The organism is Streptomyces sp. NPDC024017 (genome assembly GCF_040638895.1).
Classification (GTDB): Bacteria; Actinomycetota; Actinomycetes; order Streptomycetales; family Streptomycetaceae; genus Streptomyces.
Window position 1 is genome coordinate 392,289 of record NZ_JBEZYZ010000007.1, and the last position, 14,890, is coordinate 407,178.

Sequence of the window (14,890 nt, forward strand, 5' to 3'; positions counted from 1 at the left end):
GAAGTCGTTGTTGGAGGTGAGCCCCGTGAACACAGTTACCCGTGGGTGCTCCCTCATCCCGTCACGGTCCGGCGGCTGACGTTCGGTGTCGCCAGGAGCGCCTGAGATCGAGGCACTCCTGGGAGGAGACTCCGATGAACACGAAGCCTTTCACGTCTGGCCCGAGCGAGAACGCGATAGTGATCACGCGCGTCGCGGACAGGCAATGGCATGCACTGGATGACGACTTGGTGGTCGGCCGCGGGCTTGCGCAGCACCGGCCCGACGGACGCTTGTTCGTCAGCATCGACGCCTGGCACGACGCCACCTTCGACCGGCTGGCCGGGGCGATGCTGGCGGAACTGCCGGCGCCGCTGCACACGGTGGTCGACGAAGCCGACGTCGAGCTGACGGCCGGCTGGAAGCGGGCCGGTTTCACGATCCGGCGCCGCGAGTGGGAGTACGTCGTACCGACCGACCCGCGGGTCACAGGGCTCGACGAAGTCCTGCCGCCTTCGGGCGTGACGATCGTTCCCGCCGGTCAGGCGGACGAGAGTCTGCTGCGGGCGGTGGACCGAGCGATCCGTGACGAAGTCGAGGCGACCGTCGGGTGGCAGTTGATGCCCGCAGAGGTGATTCCCCGCCCCCAAGGCGACACCATCGTCGACCCGACGAAGTACGCGGTAGCCGCGACGCCCGACCGCTACCTGGGGCTGATCCGGGTGGTGAAGGTGAACTGCCCACGCATCGGGCTGATCGCGGTCCGGGCCGGCGAACAGCGCCGCGGCATCGCGCGGGCGTTGCTCGCCCACGCGCTGGGGACGCTGCACCGCTCCGGGTTCGCCGCGGCATGGACTGACGTCCACGAATCCAACCCAGCAGCCTCGGCACTGTTCGAGGGCATCGGCGCCCGGCCGATGAACAGCAACCTGGAGCTGGTGCGATGACGAAGAACAAGAACGTCATCGAGGTCGAGGGCAAGGTCGTCGAGTGCCTGCGCAGCGCCATGTTCACCGTGGAGCTCGAGAACGGCCACCAGGTGCTCGCGCACATCAGCGGGAAAATCCGCAAGAACTACATCAAGATCATGCTGGAAGACAGGGTGCTGGTGGAGCTCCCGCCGTACGACCTGACCCGCGGCCGGATCGTGTTCCGGTACCGGAATTAGCGGCGGTCGGCACCTTCCGCGGTAGCCGATCCTGGGGCCCCGGTCACGGTGTATCTGTGAGCGGGGCCCCGTTGATAGAGGGGTGCTCTGTCTGCAAAACCTTCGGCGTAACGTGGCGCTGAGAGGAGCAGGAGGGCGCGCAGCGGTGCGATCCACGCCTCGACCGTGCGGCAACACCTCTGCTTCCTGGCGCACGTACCCGCTTGATCTGAGGAGCGGTGGCGTGCACAGGTGCCGGGCGAGGGATCAGTCAGCGGCGGATAGCCTGTGCCACCAGTGACCGCACCCGTCGGAGCAGGAGACATCGCGCTCGGTCATGACACTGCTCTCCCATGAGAAGGGGTTTCACTGCGGCCCGGGGTTCAGTGGAACGAGACACCAAGTCGGACGTTCTCCGCTCCGTGGAGGTGTGCGGCTTCGGAAAGCGGAGCACAGCGCCCCCTGCTCGACCCGTCGGGCGGGTTACGACGCCCGCGTCAGCCGCACGATCGCATCGATCGACCGGTCGACGTCGGCTTCTGTCGTGGCGTGGCCGGACACCGAGATGCGCATCAGCCGTCGGCCACGCCAGGTGGTGGCGCCCATCCAGCAGGTGCCGTCATCCTGCAGAGCCTGCACGACGTGGTCGGTGCGGGCGTCGTCGCCGAAGCTGACGAGAACCTGGTTGAGCGTCACGTCGTTGACCACCTCGAAGCTCGCCGCGGTCAGGCCGTCGGCGAAACGACGGGCGAGGGAGCAGCAGCGGTCCACGAGTTCGGCGACGCCGTCACGGCCGAGTTCACGCAGTGCTGCCCAGGTGGCGAAGCCGCGTGCGCGGCGGGATGACTCGGGAGTGTAGTCGGCGCCGCCGGCCGGAGTGCCGTCGGCGCGGGTGAGGTAGGAGGCGGTGTACGACAGTGCGTCGGCGTGTACGGCGGGGCGGGAGCAGAAGGCGTAGCCGCAGTCATAGGGGACGTTCAACCACTTGTGGCCGTCGCATGCCCAGGAGTCGGCCAGCTCGACGCCGTCGACGAGGGGGCGGGTCGCTGGGCTCGCGGCTGCCCACAGGCCGAAGGCGCCGTCGACGTGCACCCACCCGCCGTGGGCATGGGCGAGGGCGCAGGCGGTACGGAGGTCGTCGCAGGCGCCAGTGTTCACGTTGCCCGCCTGAGTGCAGACGATCGCCGGCGTGTCCGGGTCGGACGCCAGCACGCGGCGCAGGTCTTCGGTGTCGAGGGCGCCGCGTCCATCCGTGCGGACCGTCTCCAGGCAGTCGGTGCCCAGGCCGAGCAGCCGCAGCGAGCGGTCGATGGTGGCGTGACGCTCCTCGCTGGCGACCACCCGCAGGCGCGGGGCGCCGCGCAGCCCCTCGTGCCCGACGTCCCAGCCGGCCTGGAAGAGCAGGTGCTGCCGGGCTGCCGCGAGTCCTGCGGTGTTGGCCGCCTGCCCGCCGGTGACGAATCCGGTGGACGCTGTGTCCGGGATGCCGAGCAGGTCTTTCAGCCAGCCGCCCGCCGCCTCCTCCGCGGCGAGGGCGGCGGGGGAGAGCGCGGCGTTGAAGGCGTTCTGGTCCCACCCGGCCGCGAGGATCTCGGCGGCGGTGGCCGCAGGCAGTGCCCCGCCGACGACGAACCCGAAGAAGCGCGGCCCCGCGGTGGCGACGAGTCCCGTCTCGGCGGCGGCCACCAACTCGTCGACCACCGTGAGCGGGTCGGCGGGTGAGCGGTTCAAGGGGCGGGAGAACGCGGCGCGCAGGGCTGCGGGATCGACGGGGCGCGCCACCGGCCGTTCGGGCAGCGATCGACGGTAGGCGGCGGCGTGTTCCGCGGCGTGATGGAGGATCCTTGTCAACTCGTCCATGCCGGGACCGTAACCGCCCGTCTGCGCGGCCGGGAACGGCCAATGGGGGGAGATCGGCCTGCCTGACAACTCATCTCTATTGGTGATCTGAGGAGAAGACAGCGGTGCTGACCCACAGCTCCAGGACTGACAGGGCAGACGTCGGCATCCGGCAAGCCAGGCCATGGTGCGCTCGCGGACACCTGGAAAGACAGGCCGCCCTGCCGGGAACAGTCGGCCCGGCCGGCACGGTTGCATCGACCGAGGGACCGGCACCGCACGGGCGGGGACACGGAGACCGCAAGGTCGTCCGCCCGCCTGGATCCGGGCCCCGGGATCGCGGTACGCCCGCCGCGCACCTCGGACCAAGACGTATTCCTGCAGGAGGACTGTTTCATGACTGACCGGCCTTTGACGCTCATGGCAGTACACGCCCACCCCGACGACGAGGCCACCGGAACCGGAGGGGTCCTCGCGCGGTACGCGGCGGAAGGCATCCGCACGGTTCTCGTGACGTGTACCGACGGCGGATGCGGTGACGGGCCGGGGGGTGTCAAGCCGGGCGATCCCGGGCACGATCCGGCGGCGGTCGCTTTGATGCGCCGTCAAGAACTCGAGGCGAGCTGTGGCGTCCTGAAGGTCAGCGATCTGGAGTTGCTGGACTATGCCGACTCCGGGATGGTGGGCTGGCCGAGCAACGACGCCCCCGGATCCTTCTGGCAGACCCCCGTGCCGGAAGGCGCGGCCCGACTCGCGGAACTCATGCGGCACTACCGACCTGATGTCGTCGTCACCTACGACGAGAACGGCTTCTACGGCCACCCCGACCACATCCAGGCCCACCGCATCACGATGGCGGCACTGGAGATGACCTCGCTGACACCGAAGGTGTACTGGACGACGATGCCCCGCTCGATGATGCAGCGGTTCGGCGAGATCATGCGCGAGTTCCATGAGGACATGCCGGAGCCGGATCCTGCCGAGGCCGCCGCGATGGCCGAGATCGGCCTTCCCGACGATGAGATCACCACCTGGGTGGACACCACCGCGTTCAGCGGTCAGAAGTTCGACGCGTTGGCCGCGCACGCCAGTCAGGGCGAGAACATCTTCTTCCTCAAGATGGGCAAGGAGAGGTTCGGCGAGTTGATGGGCGTGGAGACGTTCGTACGTGTCCAGGACGCCACCGGCGCGGCCGTACCCGAGAACGATCTCTTCGCCGGACTGCGCTGATCCGTCCGTCGGACCGGCCCGGGACAGCGCCGACCGCACGACGCGATCGAGCGGGTCACACCCCCGGAGGCTTGTCCACGCGAGTTTCCGCTCCTGCAGCCCGCGTCCAGGCCCTCGCCGACGGCGTCGACGCGGGCCCGCACGGCCGACCTCACTCGGATGACCTGCGACGACGCTCTCAAGTAGCTCAGACGAATCGGGGTGCACCCGACATTTCTAGCTTTAGGAGGCGGTGAAGCGGGCCAGCTCCCATGGGTCATGTGCGCTGAAGATGGTGATCTCATCCGCGTGGTCGTGTCGAAGCGAGCGCAGTTGGTCGCGGGTCGCGTCGCGAGCTGCGACGTCCGTCTGTGCTCCCTGCTGGACCGGGTCGAGGACGGGATGAGAGAGGGGCGGCGTGTGCTCGAGCTCGCCGTGATACATGTACGCGTCGCCCGCATGCAGCAGCCACCGTCCGTGGCCGTCGCGCACGGCGACCCCCGAGTGTCCCGCCGAGTGGCCAGGCAGCGGAACCAGCAGTAGCTCGCATGCCACCCCCTGCGGCCGCGCCACGCCGGGGAAGCCGAACCACTCTGTGCGGTCCGCCATGGGTGCGGGTGTGAGCAGCACGTCGTGCGCCCGGTGCGCCGGCATGAAGCGGTCGAGGCTGTGCCGGTGGTGCGCTGCCGTGGGGTCGGTGACGGCTCGGTACTCGTCAGGGTGGACATGCACTTGTGCGTGCGGGAAGTCAGGCAGGCCACCTGTGTGGTCGCGATGCAGGTGGGTGAGCACGATGTGCCGCACGTCCTGGGGTGCGTACCCGAGGCGGACGACCTGGCGCAGCGCGCTCTCCTCGGGGTTCAGTGCGGGCTGGGCGTGGGCGACCCAGTCCACACCCAGCGACCGGTCGGGGTGCTGCAGGTCGGCGGTGCCGAGACCGGTGTCCACCAGGATCAGCCCGTCCGAGTCCGTCTCGATGAGCAGACAATGGCAGGCAACGGCCCGTTCGCGGTTCACGGGGCCGGCCGGAAGTCCTTCGCCGAGTAGTGGAATCTTCCGGAGAGAACCGCAGTTGAGGTGATGGATACGCACAAGGCCCCCTGGAGGCAAGCTGGCGGGGTTTTCGCGACCGACGTTAGGAGGGGCCTGCGTGACTCACCAAACCGTTGGACACGCAGCGACGGGTGATCAGGGCGGCCCGCTGGCGGACTGCCCGGACAGCGCCCTCGTTCCGCCAGGACACGAACCGCGATGCCCTATTGACATCACCCTCGCCGCGCTGAGTGGCCGGTGGACGCCGCTGGTAGTCCGCGAGTTCCTACGCCGCGGTCAGGCCACATACTCCGAACTGTCAGCCGCCTTGCCCGCTCTCTCGGACAAGGTCCTCTCGGATCGGCTGGCCCAGTTGACCAGTGCCGGCGTCATCGAGCGTCACCGCACCCCGGGCTGGCCTCCCCGCGTCCGCTACATTCTGACCAGCCAGGGCCGGGCGCTGGAACCAGTGGTGCGCAGCATGTGGGAGTGGGGCACGGCGCGACGGGACGCCCTCGGCTGATCGCCGGACCCGTCGAACACGGCCCGAACCTCGCCGGCGGCCCGGCCCGAACCACGCTCAGCACAGGCGGACTTCGGGCGGGTGCACAGGAGTCGCCGGCTTTCGGGAAGCCCTTCGGGCAGGGGGACCAAGCGCGGTGCGATGGCGGCGGCGAGCGGCGTGGTCAGCCGCTGTGGCAGAGCGTTCCGGTGGTCGGGCAGCCGTACGGCGAGCGCCTTCGGGTGCCGGGCGCTCCCGGTGGACCCGACCAGTGCCGCACCCTGGCGTTCGCCGAGAATCCGATGCCGATGACCTACAATTAAGCATCCCTGGAAGATAATTCTTCGGAAGATGAGTGATGGCTGACCTGAAGCAGCTGTACCGGGAGTTGGTCTCGCTGGAGATCGAGCTCTGGAATGGCATCGAAGGGCGGTTGCGGGCCGAGTACAACCTGCCGCTGACCTCGTTCGAAGTGCTGCATCTGCTGTTGCGTCGGCCCGGGCCGAGGATCCAGGACATCGCCGAGGAGTTCTCGATCACCGTGGGCGGCACGAGCAAGGTGGTCGACCGTCTGGAGGCGGCGGGCCTGTGTGAGCGGCGTGCCAATCCGAACGACCGCCGTTCCTCCGTCGTCGAGTTGACGTCTGCGGGACGGAAACTGGTGGACGGAGCACTGAAGGTTTTCGAGGACGAGCTGGAACTTCGGATCGGGTCGGTGATTCCCGAGCAGTCCGTGCGCGAGGTGACGGCGGTCCTCGGCACGCTGCGGGCGGCCGGGAGAGCCCTGGACGCGGAGCGGAAGGCCGCCGGGCAGACGCCGGCGCCGGGCATGCGGGGGCCGAAGCAGCCCGGCCGGCCGGCGTCGTGAGCTGCGACGGACTGCGCTGTGGCCGTGCGCTGATGGGGCGGGGCCGGGGACTGTGTTCGCCCGGCCCCGCTCCATCAGCCCACGGGTCAGTCGGCGATGCCGTCGAAGGCGATGACTTTGTCGATGCGGCCCCGGACGAGGAGGTTGCCGGGGCCGCCGTTGCGTGCGGCGTACTCCTCCCTGCGGCTTTCGCCCATGTAGCGGGTGCCGAGGAGTCCGCCCCAGCGCAGCATGTCGTCGGGGTCCTCGGAGATCTCGGCGCGTCCTTGGATCAGGACGAACGCGTACGGTGGCCGGTCCTCGTCGACGCAGAGGGCGAACCGTCCGTCACGTACGAGGTTGCGGCCTTTGACCCCGTCCTTCTCGGTGGTGAGCACGACGTCATCGCCGTCGAGGAGGAACCAGATCGGTGTCACATGGGGGCTGCCGTCGGCGCGGACGGTCGACAGCTTCCCGGTGCGGGTGCCGTGAGTGACGAACTCCCGCCACTGCCCGTCGGTCATCTTCCGCATGTGGGTGCCCTTTCGTCTTCGCACGGATCGACTGGCGGGTGTCCGAGGGGGAGTCGGCCTCGGACACCCAGAGGTTCAGCCCCAGAAGGCGTCTTCGGCGGCCGGGTCGCCGGAGAAGAGCCACATCTCGGTGATCTTGCCGTTTTCGATGCGCAGGACGTCGACGCCGTCCATGTTCATCGACGCGCCGTCGTGGCGGCCGCTGAAGCGGATGGTGGCGGCGACCAGGTCTCCGTTGCCCATCAGCGTGTGGATCTTGTCGATGGCGAAGGTGCCCTGACTGGCCTCCATCATCCGGCCGAGCATCTGGAAGACGGCGCCCTGGCCCTTGTGCTCGCCGGAGAACTGGTTGGCGCCGGGCTGGTGCCAGACGATCGCCTCGTCGAGGAGTTCGCCGAGGGTGGCCATGTCTCCGGTCTGTACGGCCTGGAAGTAGGTGCGGGCGATGTCGATGTTCGCTCTGGTCATGTCGCTTGCTCCTTGGGTTCTTGCACGGAGGGTGGTGGCTATCGGGCGAAGTCGAGGCGGTCGGTGAGGCCGGCTTCGGTGAACGCGGACTCGATCTCGTCCCGGCCTTCCTTGAAGTGCGCCCAGCTGTCGAAGTGGGCGGGGACGACCCGGCGGGCGCCGAGCATCTGGGCGGCCTGGGCGCCCTGGGTGCTGTCGAGGGTGAGCAGGGCGCCTTCGAAGGCGAAGGCCATGCGGGCACCGCCGAGGAACAGGACCGCGGTGTCGACGGGAGCGATCCTCTCGGCGATCTCCTTGACGTGCTCCAGGGCGGCGTTGTCGCCGCTGACGTAGACCGAGGGCATGTCGTCGGAGGTGAGCATGAACCCGACGACGTCGCCGGAGATCGGTTCGCAGCCCTCGGGGCCGTGCCGGGCGGGCAGGCCGGTGACGGTGACGGTGCCGCCGTCGGGCCGCCTGAGCTCGGCGCTCTGCCAGAAGGCCAGCCCCTGTGCGTTGCCGCCCAGACGACGGGCGCCGCTTTCGGTGGTGAAGACGACCGGCACCTCGGGCAGGAAGGCGCGGCCGGCGTTGTCGAGGTTGTCGTCGTGCTCGTCATGGGAGAGCAGAACGGCGTCGACGCGGCCCAGGTCGGCGGCGGAGACAGGTGACGGCTCGGTCTTGACGAGCTTGTGGTCGCCGGGGAGGGGCATGGGGTACTCGCCGGGCGGGTCGAAGGTGGGGTCGGTGACGAACCTGAGCCCGCCGTACTCGATCAGGGTGGTCGGGCCGCCGTACACACGGACGGGGATCTTTTCGCTGGTGGCGCTGGCGCCGGACATCGGTGAACCTCCAGGCGGTGAACAGTGGAGACGCGGCTCTGCGGAACCGGTCAGGCGGCGGGTACGGAGAAGACGCCGAAGTGGTTGCCGGCGGTGTCCTGCAGCCGGGCGAAGGTGAAGCCCGCAGAGTCGGAGGCCGGCTCCATGAGGACCTCGGCGCCGAGCTCCTGGCCGCGCTCGACGGTCGCGGCGACGTCCTGGACGAGGACGTAGAAGACCGCGTAGTTGGGGAAGCCGCCCTCCGACTCCCACACGCCGCCGGCCGGCTGCTGGGCGCCCGGCGTCATCACCGAGTGGTAGGTCACGCCGGGGGTGTCGGTGTTGAGGACGTACTTCCAGTCGAAGAGCTCGCCGTAGAACTCCTTGACCTTCTCCGGCTGGTCGGTGCCGAACTCGAACCAGGCGACCGAGTTGAAGGCGGGAACGGTCATGACACTCACTCCTTGCGCCCTGTGGGGAAGAAAAAGACGACTCTCTGAGTCGGGCTGAATCAGACGGTGATCACCACCACGCGGTGGGCCGCCCGGCAGGGGCCGGCAGGGATGGGGGCCCGGCCGGCCCGGCGTCCAGCAAACCATTTACATTCCATGGAAGCAACTTCCATGGATTATTGTTCCAGGGTATGGGTTCGGTGGTCCTCAGTCGGCCGGCCCTTGGACGGCACAGGAACCCGGCGTCTGGGACGCGGACGGTCGGGTCAGCAGGAAGGAAGCGGTCATGGAGCCGGTCGAGATCGAGGCGAAGACCTTGATCCAGAAGTCGAAGACCCCGTCGAACGACTACGTCATCAACCCCTACACCGGCTGCGTGCTGGGCTGCGCCTACTGCTTCGCCAGCTTCGCCGGGCGGCAGTTCGGTCGGTCGGTGAAGGAGTGGGGCGACTACCTGTACGTGAAGAGGAACGCGGTCGAGCTCGCCCGCAAGGAGCTGGCGAAGATGCCGGAGGACAAGCGGCGGGGCACGATGCTGCTCAGCTCGGTCACCGACCCCTACCAGGGTCACGAGACGCAGTACCGGCTCACCCGCGGCATCCTGCGTGAACTGGAGGCGGTCGAGTACCCGGGCCTGGTCCGCATCCTCACCAAGTCACCTGTCGTCACCCGCGACATCGACCTGCTCACCAGCCTGCCCAGCGCCGAGGTCGGCATGACCGTGACCACCACCGACGACAAGGTCAGCCGCTGGCTGGAGGTGCGCGCCCCACTCGCCTCCCGCCGCCTGCGCACCCTTGCCGAACTCAAAGAGGCCGGCATCCACACCTACGCCTTCGTGGGCCCGCTCCTGCCCCACTTCGCCACACAGCCCGAGCTCTTGGACGACCTCTTCGGCCGGCTCGTCGACGCTGGGGTGGGTGAGGTGTTCATGGAGCACATCAACCTCAAGCGGTACATCCGCGAGCGCATGGACCAGGTCCTGGCCGACGAGCCCGAAGACGTCCGCGAGGCGTACCTCCAAGCGCGGACGACGGAGCATCGCGAACAGCTCGACGCGATCGTGGCTCAGCTGCTGGACAAGCACGGTCTGCGGCTGCGCTTCGAGGAGGTCGTTCACCATGACGACAACGACTCCCTGCGGCAGAGGCTCGCATCCTCGGCGTGATTGGTGAGGGTGTGCGGGCTGATGCCGGGCAGGGCCTCGCGGAGCTCGTTGAAGCGGTGGGGGCCGTGCAGCAGTTCGCGCACGATCAGGGTGGATTCATGGACGTCCGGATGCCCGGCATGGACGGCCTCACCGCGCTGAAGGAGCTGCGCCGCGCGACGAACCCGCCGCGCGTCATCATGCTGACCACGTTCGACCTCGACGACTACGTGCACACGGCGCTGCGCGGCGGCTCTGCCGGGTTCCTGCTGAAGGACACCTCCCCACGCGACCTGGCCGCCGCGGTCCGCACGGTCGCCGAGGGCAGCGCGATGCTGACGCCGCGCATCACCAAGCGGCTCATCGACACCTTCGTCGGGCTGGAGTCGGCCGACGCGGCCGGCGCCCGGGAACGCCTGTCGGTGCTGACGGAGCGTGAGGGCGACGTGGTACGAGCCGTCGCCCGCGGTCTGTCGAACGCCGAGATCGGCCGCGAACTCGCCATGAGCGAGGGCACGGTGAAGGCCCACGTCAGCCGTGCCCTCGCCAAGCTCGGCCTGTCCAACCGGGTCCAGGTGGCGCTGCTCGTACGGGACGCCGGCCTGTCCTGAAGGGAGACATCGGCACCGTCCGTCGGTGGCGGACAGCGCGTGGCGAGGCCCGCAGCCACCACGTTCTGCGCGGCCCAGCGCATCGCGTACGCCGCGCAGCGGTCGACCTTGGACCGCGAGCTGCTGCGCGACCCGTCCTCGCCTGCTACGCGGCGCGCGAACTGGGCGCCGACGTACACGTCGGCTCTCCCCGGCACTGCCCTCCGTCGCGTTCAGGCGGGCTCGGCCCGCAGCGGCGGTATGGCCGGCACCTCGATCGCGTTGTCGATGTCGGCCTGCGTCAGCTTGAAGGCGTCTGGATAGGCGGAACGCCGGGTGCGCCGGGCGGGCTCGATGGTGCGCCAGGTGTAGAGGCAGCGGTCGCACTGGAGCACCTCCCAGACTCCGGGCACGGGCGACGTGGCGAGTCGGCTTACGGCCGCGAAGGCGCAGCGCGGGCACTCAAGCGGGTTTTCGTTCACGGGAGTTGACCCCTTCTGGAGACGGTAGGAGTTCAGTGGCGGGCCGCGATGAGGCGCTGCAGGCGGGCCGCCCACTCGGCGGTCTCGGGCAGGTCTTTGGCCGGGGTGGAGAAGTTGCCGCGGACGTCGGGGGCGACCGGTGTCGTGGCGTCGATGATCATCTTGCTGGTGATGCCGGCGGGCTGGGCGGCAGGCGCGAGTTCGAGGACCGACAGGTTCGGTATGACCACGACGTCGTCCTTCGGATTGACCTTCGCGGACATCGCCCACATGACCTGCGGCAGGTTGAAGGGGTCCACGTCCTCGTCGACCAGGATCACCTGGGAGACGTAACCGAGTCCGTGCGGTGTCGTCATCGCGCGCATGCCGACGGCCTTGGCGAAGCCGCCGTACCGCTTCGCGGTGGAGATCACCACCATCAGCCCGTGGGTGTACATGGCGTTGACGGCCTGCACCTCGGGGAACTCGGCGCGGAGCTGCTTGAGCAGGGGGACACAGGTGTTGGGGCCGACGAGGTAGTCGACTTCGGTCCAAGGCATGCCCAGGTAGAGCGACTCGAAGACGGGATCCGTCCGGTACGAGACGCGGTCCACGCGGATGACCGGCATCCGCCGTCCGCCCGAGTAGTGGCCGGTGAACTCCCCGAAGGGGCCCTCGATCTGCCGCGTACGGGACTCGATGACGCCCTCGATGACGACCTCGCTGCCCCACGGCACGTCGAAGCCGGTGAGCGGCGCGGTGGCGATCGGCGCGGGCGCCCCGCGCAGCGCGCCGGCCATCTCGTACTCGCTCTGGTCGTACGCCATCGGCATCCCGGCGACGATCGCCATCACGGGGTCGTTGCCGAGGGTGATGGCGATGGGCAGGTCCTCGCCCACCTCCTCGGCCTTGCGCAAGTGCTGGGCCACGTCGTGCATGGGGACCGGCTGGAACGCGAGCCGGTCCCGGCCGATGACCTGGATGCGGTACGTGCCGACGTTCTGCTTGCCGAAGTCGTCGGGGTCCTCGGGGTCGCGGGAGACCACGGCGGCCTTGTCGAGATAGAAGCCGCCGTCGCCGTCGTTGAGCCGGAAGAGCGGCAGGACGGAGAAGAGGTCGACGTCCGCGCCCTCCTGGGTGTTCTCGCGCCACGGTGCGTCCGCGCGGCGTTCGGGTGCGACGGGGAAGGCGTCCCAGCGCCGGGCGAACTCCTCGACCTGTTCCTTGACTGGTGTGTTCCTCGGCAGTCCCAGGGCGAGCGCGTGGTTGGCCCAGGAGCCGTGCACGTTCAGCGCGATGCGGGCGTTCGTGAAGCCCTTGACGTTGTCGAAGTACAGGGCGGGGGCGTTCTCGCCGATGCGGCCCGTCGCGTTGGCAGCGGCCGCCAGATCGGGTTCGGGCAGCACCTCGTCGGTGATGCGCAGCAACTGCCCCTCCTTCTCCAGCGTTTCGAGGAAGCTGCGCAGATCGTCGTAGGCCATGATCAATTCCTTTGTGCGATACGGGACGTCATGCGGCATCACGGGCAGCGGTGCGGGCGGCGCGCATACCGGCCCAGCGGCGGGCGGCGGGCGCGGGCAGCTCGAACTGGTCGAGGATGCGGGCCGTGACGTGGTCGACGATGTCGTCGATGCTCTGCGGATGGTTGTAGAAGGCGGGCATGGGCGGCACCAACTGCACGCCCATACGGGCCAGTTCGAGCATGTTCCGAAGGTGGATCTCGCTCAGCGGCGTCTCGCGCGGAACGAGGACGAGCTTGCGGCGCTCCTTGAGGACGACATCGGCGGCGCGCGCCACGAGCCCTTCGGCGTATCCGGTCCGGATGCCCGCGAGGGTCTTCATGGAGCACGGCACGATGACCATGCCGTCGGTACGGAACGAGCCGGAGGAGAGGGAGGCGCCCTGGTCGTCCGGGTGGTGCGTGACGTCCGCGAGCGCTGACACGTCGGCGACGGACAGGCCCGTCTCCAGTTCGATCGTGGTGCGCGCCCAGCGGGAGAGGACCAGGTGGGTCTCCACGTCCGGCAGCTCGCGCAGGTTCTCCAGGAGCCGGACACCGAAGGGCGCACCCGTCGCCCCCGTCATGCCTACGACCAATCGCACAGCATCTCTCCTCACACGTTGCTGACCTGTGCTTTCACGCTAGGCGGCAGGACGGACCCGGCAGCGGTACGCTTGGGACTCGGTATGGGGAAAATCGGACAGGATGCAGGGGGCGCTTCGGGCGCGGACGTCAGGGACCTGGCGTACACCCCGGCCGTGGGCGCGCCTGCCGGGGTCGAGGTGATGGAGCTCGCCGATCTGTACGAGCGGGCACGCCGGCACGGCAACGACCCGTACGTCCCGCTGCGCCCCGCCTTCCACCAGCTGATCGGGGCCCGCGGCCGTCCGGTGCGGATGTGGGTGGACTTCGTCGAGCAGGAGCTGCGGCCCGGGTCGTGGCTGTGGATCCGGCCGGGGCAGGTGCAGCGGTTCGCTTCCGATCTGGCGGCGGTGGACGGGGTGATCGTGCTGTTCCAGCCGGGTTTCCTGCCGCCGGCGACGGTCACGGCCGCGCACCTGGACACGCCGTACGAGCAGCGCCCGCTGGAGCCACGGGGGCCGGACGCCGAGGCGGTGACGCGGGCGCTCGAACATCTCCGCTACGAGTACGAGGCGCTGGCCTCGCTGCCGCTGCAGGCCCATACGGAGGTGCTGCGCGCCCTGCTGTCCGTGCTGGTGGTGCGCCTGGCGAACGTGCGTGATCCGGCGCCCGGCGCGGCGACGGTGTCCGGCACGTTCCGCCGCTTCCACGCGGCCGTCGAGCGGGACCACGCGGTGACCCGGCGCGTCGAGGACTACGCGGCGGCGCTCGGCTACAGCCCGCGCACGCTGACCCGGGCGACGGTCGCCGCGACGGGCCGCACGGCGAAGCAGTACGTCGACGACCGTGTACTGCTGGAGGCCAAACGCCTGTTGTGGCACAGCGGCCTGTCGGCGAGAGAGGTGGCGGCCCGGCTGGGCTTCGCCGACCCGAGCGACTTCACCAAGTTCTTCCGGCTGCGGGCGGGCGAGACACCCGGCGCGTTCCGCGGGGGCCCGCGGGCCGGTTGACCGGCCCGCGGGCAGTGTTCCGCAGACGTCCCCTGCCATGCTTGCTCCGCAACTCTCCCAGCGACGGTGTTGCCGAGCCGACGCGAAGGTGCGTGGGTAGCAGCGCAGCCGTACGCCGGGCTCGCAAGGCACCCAGGTGGTGTTGCCCGCCGGCGCGGTTGTCCATCGGCCGGCGCGCAGACGGCCAGGCCCGGCAGATGCGAAGGACCGCACCCCGAATGTTCGGAGTGCGGTCCTTGAAGGGGCTGCGGGGCAGGTGACCGCTAGCCCCCGGACGGGGCGCCGGAGGTGCGGGAACCGGAGCCGCCCGGCTTCGGCGGTGCCCACGTGGGCTTGGCCGTCGCCTCGGCCGGGTCGCGCTCGGCGAGGGTGAGTCCCCAGGAGTCGTCCTCGCCGATGCGGGCCTCGATCTCCTTGATCTGGCCGCTCTTGGCGAAGTACAGGACCACGACCTGCCGTACGGAACCCTCGTCGTAGAAGTCCGCCGTCACGTCTCCCTTGGCTGCGGCGCCGAAGGCCTTGACCCAGTTGCGGGCCGTGGCATCGGCGTGCGTGTCGTCGACGGCGAGCGCGGCCAGCCCGTCGGCGTCGCCGTCGGCGAGCCGCCACACGGCCTTCTGCACCGTCTCAAGACTTCCCGTGGAGGGGTAGCCGACGACCTGCAGCGGCCGGTGATTGCCGTAGTCCGTCTGATACGTCAGGGACTCGTCGTCCGACGTGCAGCCCGTGAGAAGTCCGCCCGCGACGACGGCGGCCAGTGCGAAGCCGGTGAGCCTTGTCTTGCGTGCCAT

Annotated in this window: 19 protein-coding genes and 1 pseudogene; 8 read left to right on the forward strand and 12 right to left on the reverse strand. The window is 69.3% G+C overall.

What is annotated here, in order from left to right; all coding sequences use genetic code 11:
• Positions 1-134: 134 nt before the first annotated feature.
• Entirely contained in the window at positions 135-926 is a 792-nt protein-coding gene (locus AB0G20_RS21415; protein WP_361304793.1) for a GNAT family N-acetyltransferase, read from the forward strand.
• Entirely contained in the window at positions 923-1,147 is a 225-nt protein-coding gene (infA, locus tag AB0G20_RS21420) for a translation initiation factor IF-1 (RefSeq protein ID WP_010981942.1), read from the forward strand. The genes AB0G20_RS21415 and infA overlap by 4 nt, the downstream gene beginning before the upstream one ends.
• A gap of 462 nt (positions 1,148-1,609) precedes the next feature.
• On the opposite strand, the gene AB0G20_RS21425 is transcribed toward infA, so the two are convergent.
• Positions 1,610-2,986: a pyridoxal-dependent decarboxylase gene (locus tag AB0G20_RS21425; protein WP_361304796.1), complete on the reverse strand. Its 1,377-nt coding sequence runs from the start codon at positions 2,984-2,986 to the stop codon at positions 1,610-1,612.
• A gap of 375 nt (positions 2,987-3,361) precedes the next feature.
• On the opposite strand from AB0G20_RS21425, the gene AB0G20_RS21430 reads away from it, so the two are divergent.
• Positions 3,362-4,195, forward strand: a complete 834-nt coding sequence (locus tag AB0G20_RS21430) for a PIG-L family deacetylase (protein WP_361304798.1) — start codon at positions 3,362-3,364, stop codon at positions 4,193-4,195.
• Between the two features lie 222 nt (positions 4,196-4,417).
• Here AB0G20_RS21430 and AB0G20_RS21435 read toward each other — a convergent pair whose 3' ends face one another.
• Positions 4,418-5,191 carry an MBL fold metallo-hydrolase gene (locus AB0G20_RS21435; protein ID WP_361304800.1) on the reverse strand — a complete coding sequence of 258 codons (774 nt, stop codon included), beginning with the start codon at positions 5,189-5,191 and terminating at the stop codon, positions 4,418-4,420.
• Between the two features lie 133 nt (positions 5,192-5,324).
• Between AB0G20_RS21435 and AB0G20_RS21440 the strand changes: the two genes are divergently transcribed.
• Together AB0G20_RS21440 and AB0G20_RS21445 are read left to right on the forward strand one after the other, a co-directional pair.
• Positions 5,325-5,729 carry a helix-turn-helix domain-containing protein gene (locus AB0G20_RS21440; protein ID WP_361304803.1) on the forward strand — a complete coding sequence of 135 codons (405 nt, stop codon included), beginning with the start codon at positions 5,325-5,327 and terminating at the stop codon, positions 5,727-5,729.
• 337 nt (positions 5,730-6,066) lie between these two features.
• Entirely contained in the window at positions 6,067-6,576 is a 510-nt protein-coding gene (locus AB0G20_RS21445; RefSeq protein ID WP_361304805.1) for a MarR family transcriptional regulator, read from the forward strand.
• 86 nt (positions 6,577-6,662) lie between these two features.
• Here AB0G20_RS21445 and AB0G20_RS21450 read toward each other — a convergent pair whose 3' ends face one another.
• The 4 genes from AB0G20_RS21450 to AB0G20_RS21465 form a co-directional block, all read right to left on the reverse strand.
• Positions 6,663-7,088: a PPOX class F420-dependent oxidoreductase gene (locus AB0G20_RS21450; RefSeq protein ID WP_361304807.1), complete on the reverse strand. Its 426-nt coding sequence runs from the start codon at positions 7,086-7,088 to the stop codon at positions 6,663-6,665.
• A 75-nt stretch (positions 7,089-7,163) separates the two neighbouring features.
• Positions 7,164-7,556 carry a nuclear transport factor 2 family protein gene (locus AB0G20_RS21455; RefSeq protein WP_361304809.1) on the reverse strand — a complete coding sequence of 131 codons (393 nt, stop codon included), beginning with the start codon at positions 7,554-7,556 and terminating at the stop codon, positions 7,164-7,166.
• 38 nt (positions 7,557-7,594) lie between these two features.
• Positions 7,595-8,377, reverse strand: a complete 783-nt coding sequence (locus tag AB0G20_RS21460; protein ID WP_361304811.1) for an MBL fold metallo-hydrolase — start codon at positions 8,375-8,377, stop codon at positions 7,595-7,597.
• Between the two features lie 50 nt (positions 8,378-8,427).
• Positions 8,428-8,808 (reverse strand): VOC family protein, encoded by a 381-nt coding sequence (locus tag AB0G20_RS21465; protein WP_361304813.1) that lies wholly within the window; start codon positions 8,806-8,808, stop codon positions 8,428-8,430.
• 286 nt (positions 8,809-9,094) lie between these two features.
• Between AB0G20_RS21465 and AB0G20_RS21470 the strand changes: the two genes are divergently transcribed.
• On the forward strand, positions 9,095-9,976 hold the full coding sequence (locus AB0G20_RS21470; protein ID WP_361304815.1) for a radical SAM protein: 882 nt from the start codon (positions 9,095-9,097) through the stop codon (positions 9,974-9,976).
• On the opposite strand, the gene AB0G20_RS21475 is transcribed toward AB0G20_RS21470, so the two are convergent.
• Positions 9,925-10,191 carry a winged helix-turn-helix transcriptional regulator gene (locus AB0G20_RS21475; protein ID WP_361304817.1) on the reverse strand — a complete coding sequence of 89 codons (267 nt, stop codon included), beginning with the start codon at positions 10,189-10,191 and terminating at the stop codon, positions 9,925-9,927. The two genes, AB0G20_RS21470 and AB0G20_RS21475, sit on opposite strands and share 52 nt — an antisense overlap.
• Here AB0G20_RS21475 and AB0G20_RS21480 point away from each other — a divergent pair.
• Complete coding sequence (locus tag AB0G20_RS21480; RefSeq protein WP_361304820.1) at positions 10,075-10,566, forward strand: response regulator transcription factor; 492 nt, start codon at positions 10,075-10,077, stop codon at positions 10,564-10,566. The genes AB0G20_RS21475 and AB0G20_RS21480 overlap by 117 nt on opposite strands.
• A 32-nt stretch (positions 10,567-10,598) precedes the next feature.
• On the opposite strand, the pseudogene AB0G20_RS21485 reads toward AB0G20_RS21480, so the two are convergent.
• The 4 genes and pseudogenes from AB0G20_RS21485 to AB0G20_RS21500 all read right to left on the reverse strand — a co-directional run.
• Positions 10,599-10,679: pseudogene (locus tag AB0G20_RS21485) on the reverse strand (methionine adenosyltransferase domain-containing protein); the annotation flags it as partial.
• A gap of 99 nt (positions 10,680-10,778) precedes the next feature.
• The gene (locus AB0G20_RS21490) at positions 10,779-11,027 is read right to left on the reverse strand and encodes a non-oxidative hydroxyarylic acid decarboxylases subunit D (protein ID WP_361304822.1); all 249 of its coding nucleotides are present in this window, start codon (positions 11,025-11,027) and stop codon (positions 10,779-10,781) included.
• A 32-nt stretch (positions 11,028-11,059) separates the two neighbouring features.
• The gene (vdcC, locus tag AB0G20_RS21495) at positions 11,060-12,487 is read right to left on the reverse strand and encodes a non-oxidative vanillic acid decarboxylases subunit C (RefSeq protein ID WP_361304824.1); all 1,428 of its coding nucleotides are present in this window, start codon (positions 12,485-12,487) and stop codon (positions 11,060-11,062) included.
• A gap of 28 nt (positions 12,488-12,515) precedes the next feature.
• On the reverse strand, positions 12,516-13,109 hold the full coding sequence (locus tag AB0G20_RS21500; RefSeq protein WP_361304827.1) for a non-oxidative hydroxyarylic acid decarboxylases subunit B: 594 nt from the start codon (positions 13,107-13,109) through the stop codon (positions 12,516-12,518).
• A 156-nt stretch (positions 13,110-13,265) separates the two neighbouring features.
• On the opposite strand from AB0G20_RS21500, the gene AB0G20_RS21505 reads away from it, so the two are divergent.
• Positions 13,266-14,099, forward strand: coding sequence for a helix-turn-helix transcriptional regulator (locus AB0G20_RS21505; protein ID WP_361304829.1), 834 nt, complete (start codon positions 13,266-13,268; stop codon positions 14,097-14,099).
• Positions 14,100-14,362: 263 nt separating this feature from the next.
• Here AB0G20_RS21505 and AB0G20_RS21510 read toward each other — a convergent pair whose 3' ends face one another.
• Positions 14,363-14,890, reverse strand: coding sequence for a hypothetical protein (locus AB0G20_RS21510; RefSeq protein WP_361304831.1), 528 nt, complete (start codon positions 14,888-14,890; stop codon positions 14,363-14,365).

Excerpts from the sequence above, each read along its gene's own strand:
- AB0G20_RS21415 (WP_361304793.1), top strand. The coding sequence starts at position 135 with ATGAACACGAAGCCTTTCACGTCTGGCCCGAGCGAGAACGCGATAGTG.
- infA (WP_010981942.1), top strand. The coding sequence starts at position 923 with ATGACGAAGAACAAGAACGTCATCGAGGTCGAGGGCAAGGTCGTCGAG.
- AB0G20_RS21425 (WP_361304796.1), bottom strand. The coding sequence starts at position 2,986 with ATGGACGAGTTGACAAGGATCCTCCATCACGCCGCGGAACACGCCGCC.
- AB0G20_RS21430 (WP_361304798.1), top strand. The coding sequence starts at position 3,362 with ATGACTGACCGGCCTTTGACGCTCATGGCAGTACACGCCCACCCCGAC.
- AB0G20_RS21445 (WP_361304805.1), top strand. The coding sequence starts at position 6,067 with ATGGCTGACCTGAAGCAGCTGTACCGGGAGTTGGTCTCGCTGGAGATC.
- AB0G20_RS21450 (WP_361304807.1), bottom strand. The coding sequence starts at position 7,088 with ATGCGGAAGATGACCGACGGGCAGTGGCGGGAGTTCGTCACTCACGGC.
- AB0G20_RS21455 (WP_361304809.1), bottom strand. The coding sequence starts at position 7,556 with ATGACCAGAGCGAACATCGACATCGCCCGCACCTACTTCCAGGCCGTA.
- AB0G20_RS21460 (WP_361304811.1), bottom strand. The coding sequence starts at position 8,377 with ATGTCCGGCGCCAGCGCCACCAGCGAAAAGATCCCCGTCCGTGTGTAC.
- AB0G20_RS21465 (WP_361304813.1), bottom strand. The coding sequence starts at position 8,808 with ATGACCGTTCCCGCCTTCAACTCGGTCGCCTGGTTCGAGTTCGGCACC.
- AB0G20_RS21470 (WP_361304815.1), top strand. The coding sequence starts at position 9,095 with ATGGAGCCGGTCGAGATCGAGGCGAAGACCTTGATCCAGAAGTCGAAG.
- AB0G20_RS21480 (WP_361304820.1), top strand. The coding sequence starts at position 10,075 with ATGGACGTCCGGATGCCCGGCATGGACGGCCTCACCGCGCTGAAGGAG.
- vdcC (WP_361304824.1), bottom strand. The coding sequence starts at position 12,487 with ATGGCCTACGACGATCTGCGCAGCTTCCTCGAAACGCTGGAGAAGGAG.
- AB0G20_RS21510 (WP_361304831.1), bottom strand. The coding sequence starts at position 14,890 with ATGGCACGCAAGACAAGGCTCACCGGCTTCGCACTGGCCGCCGTCGTC.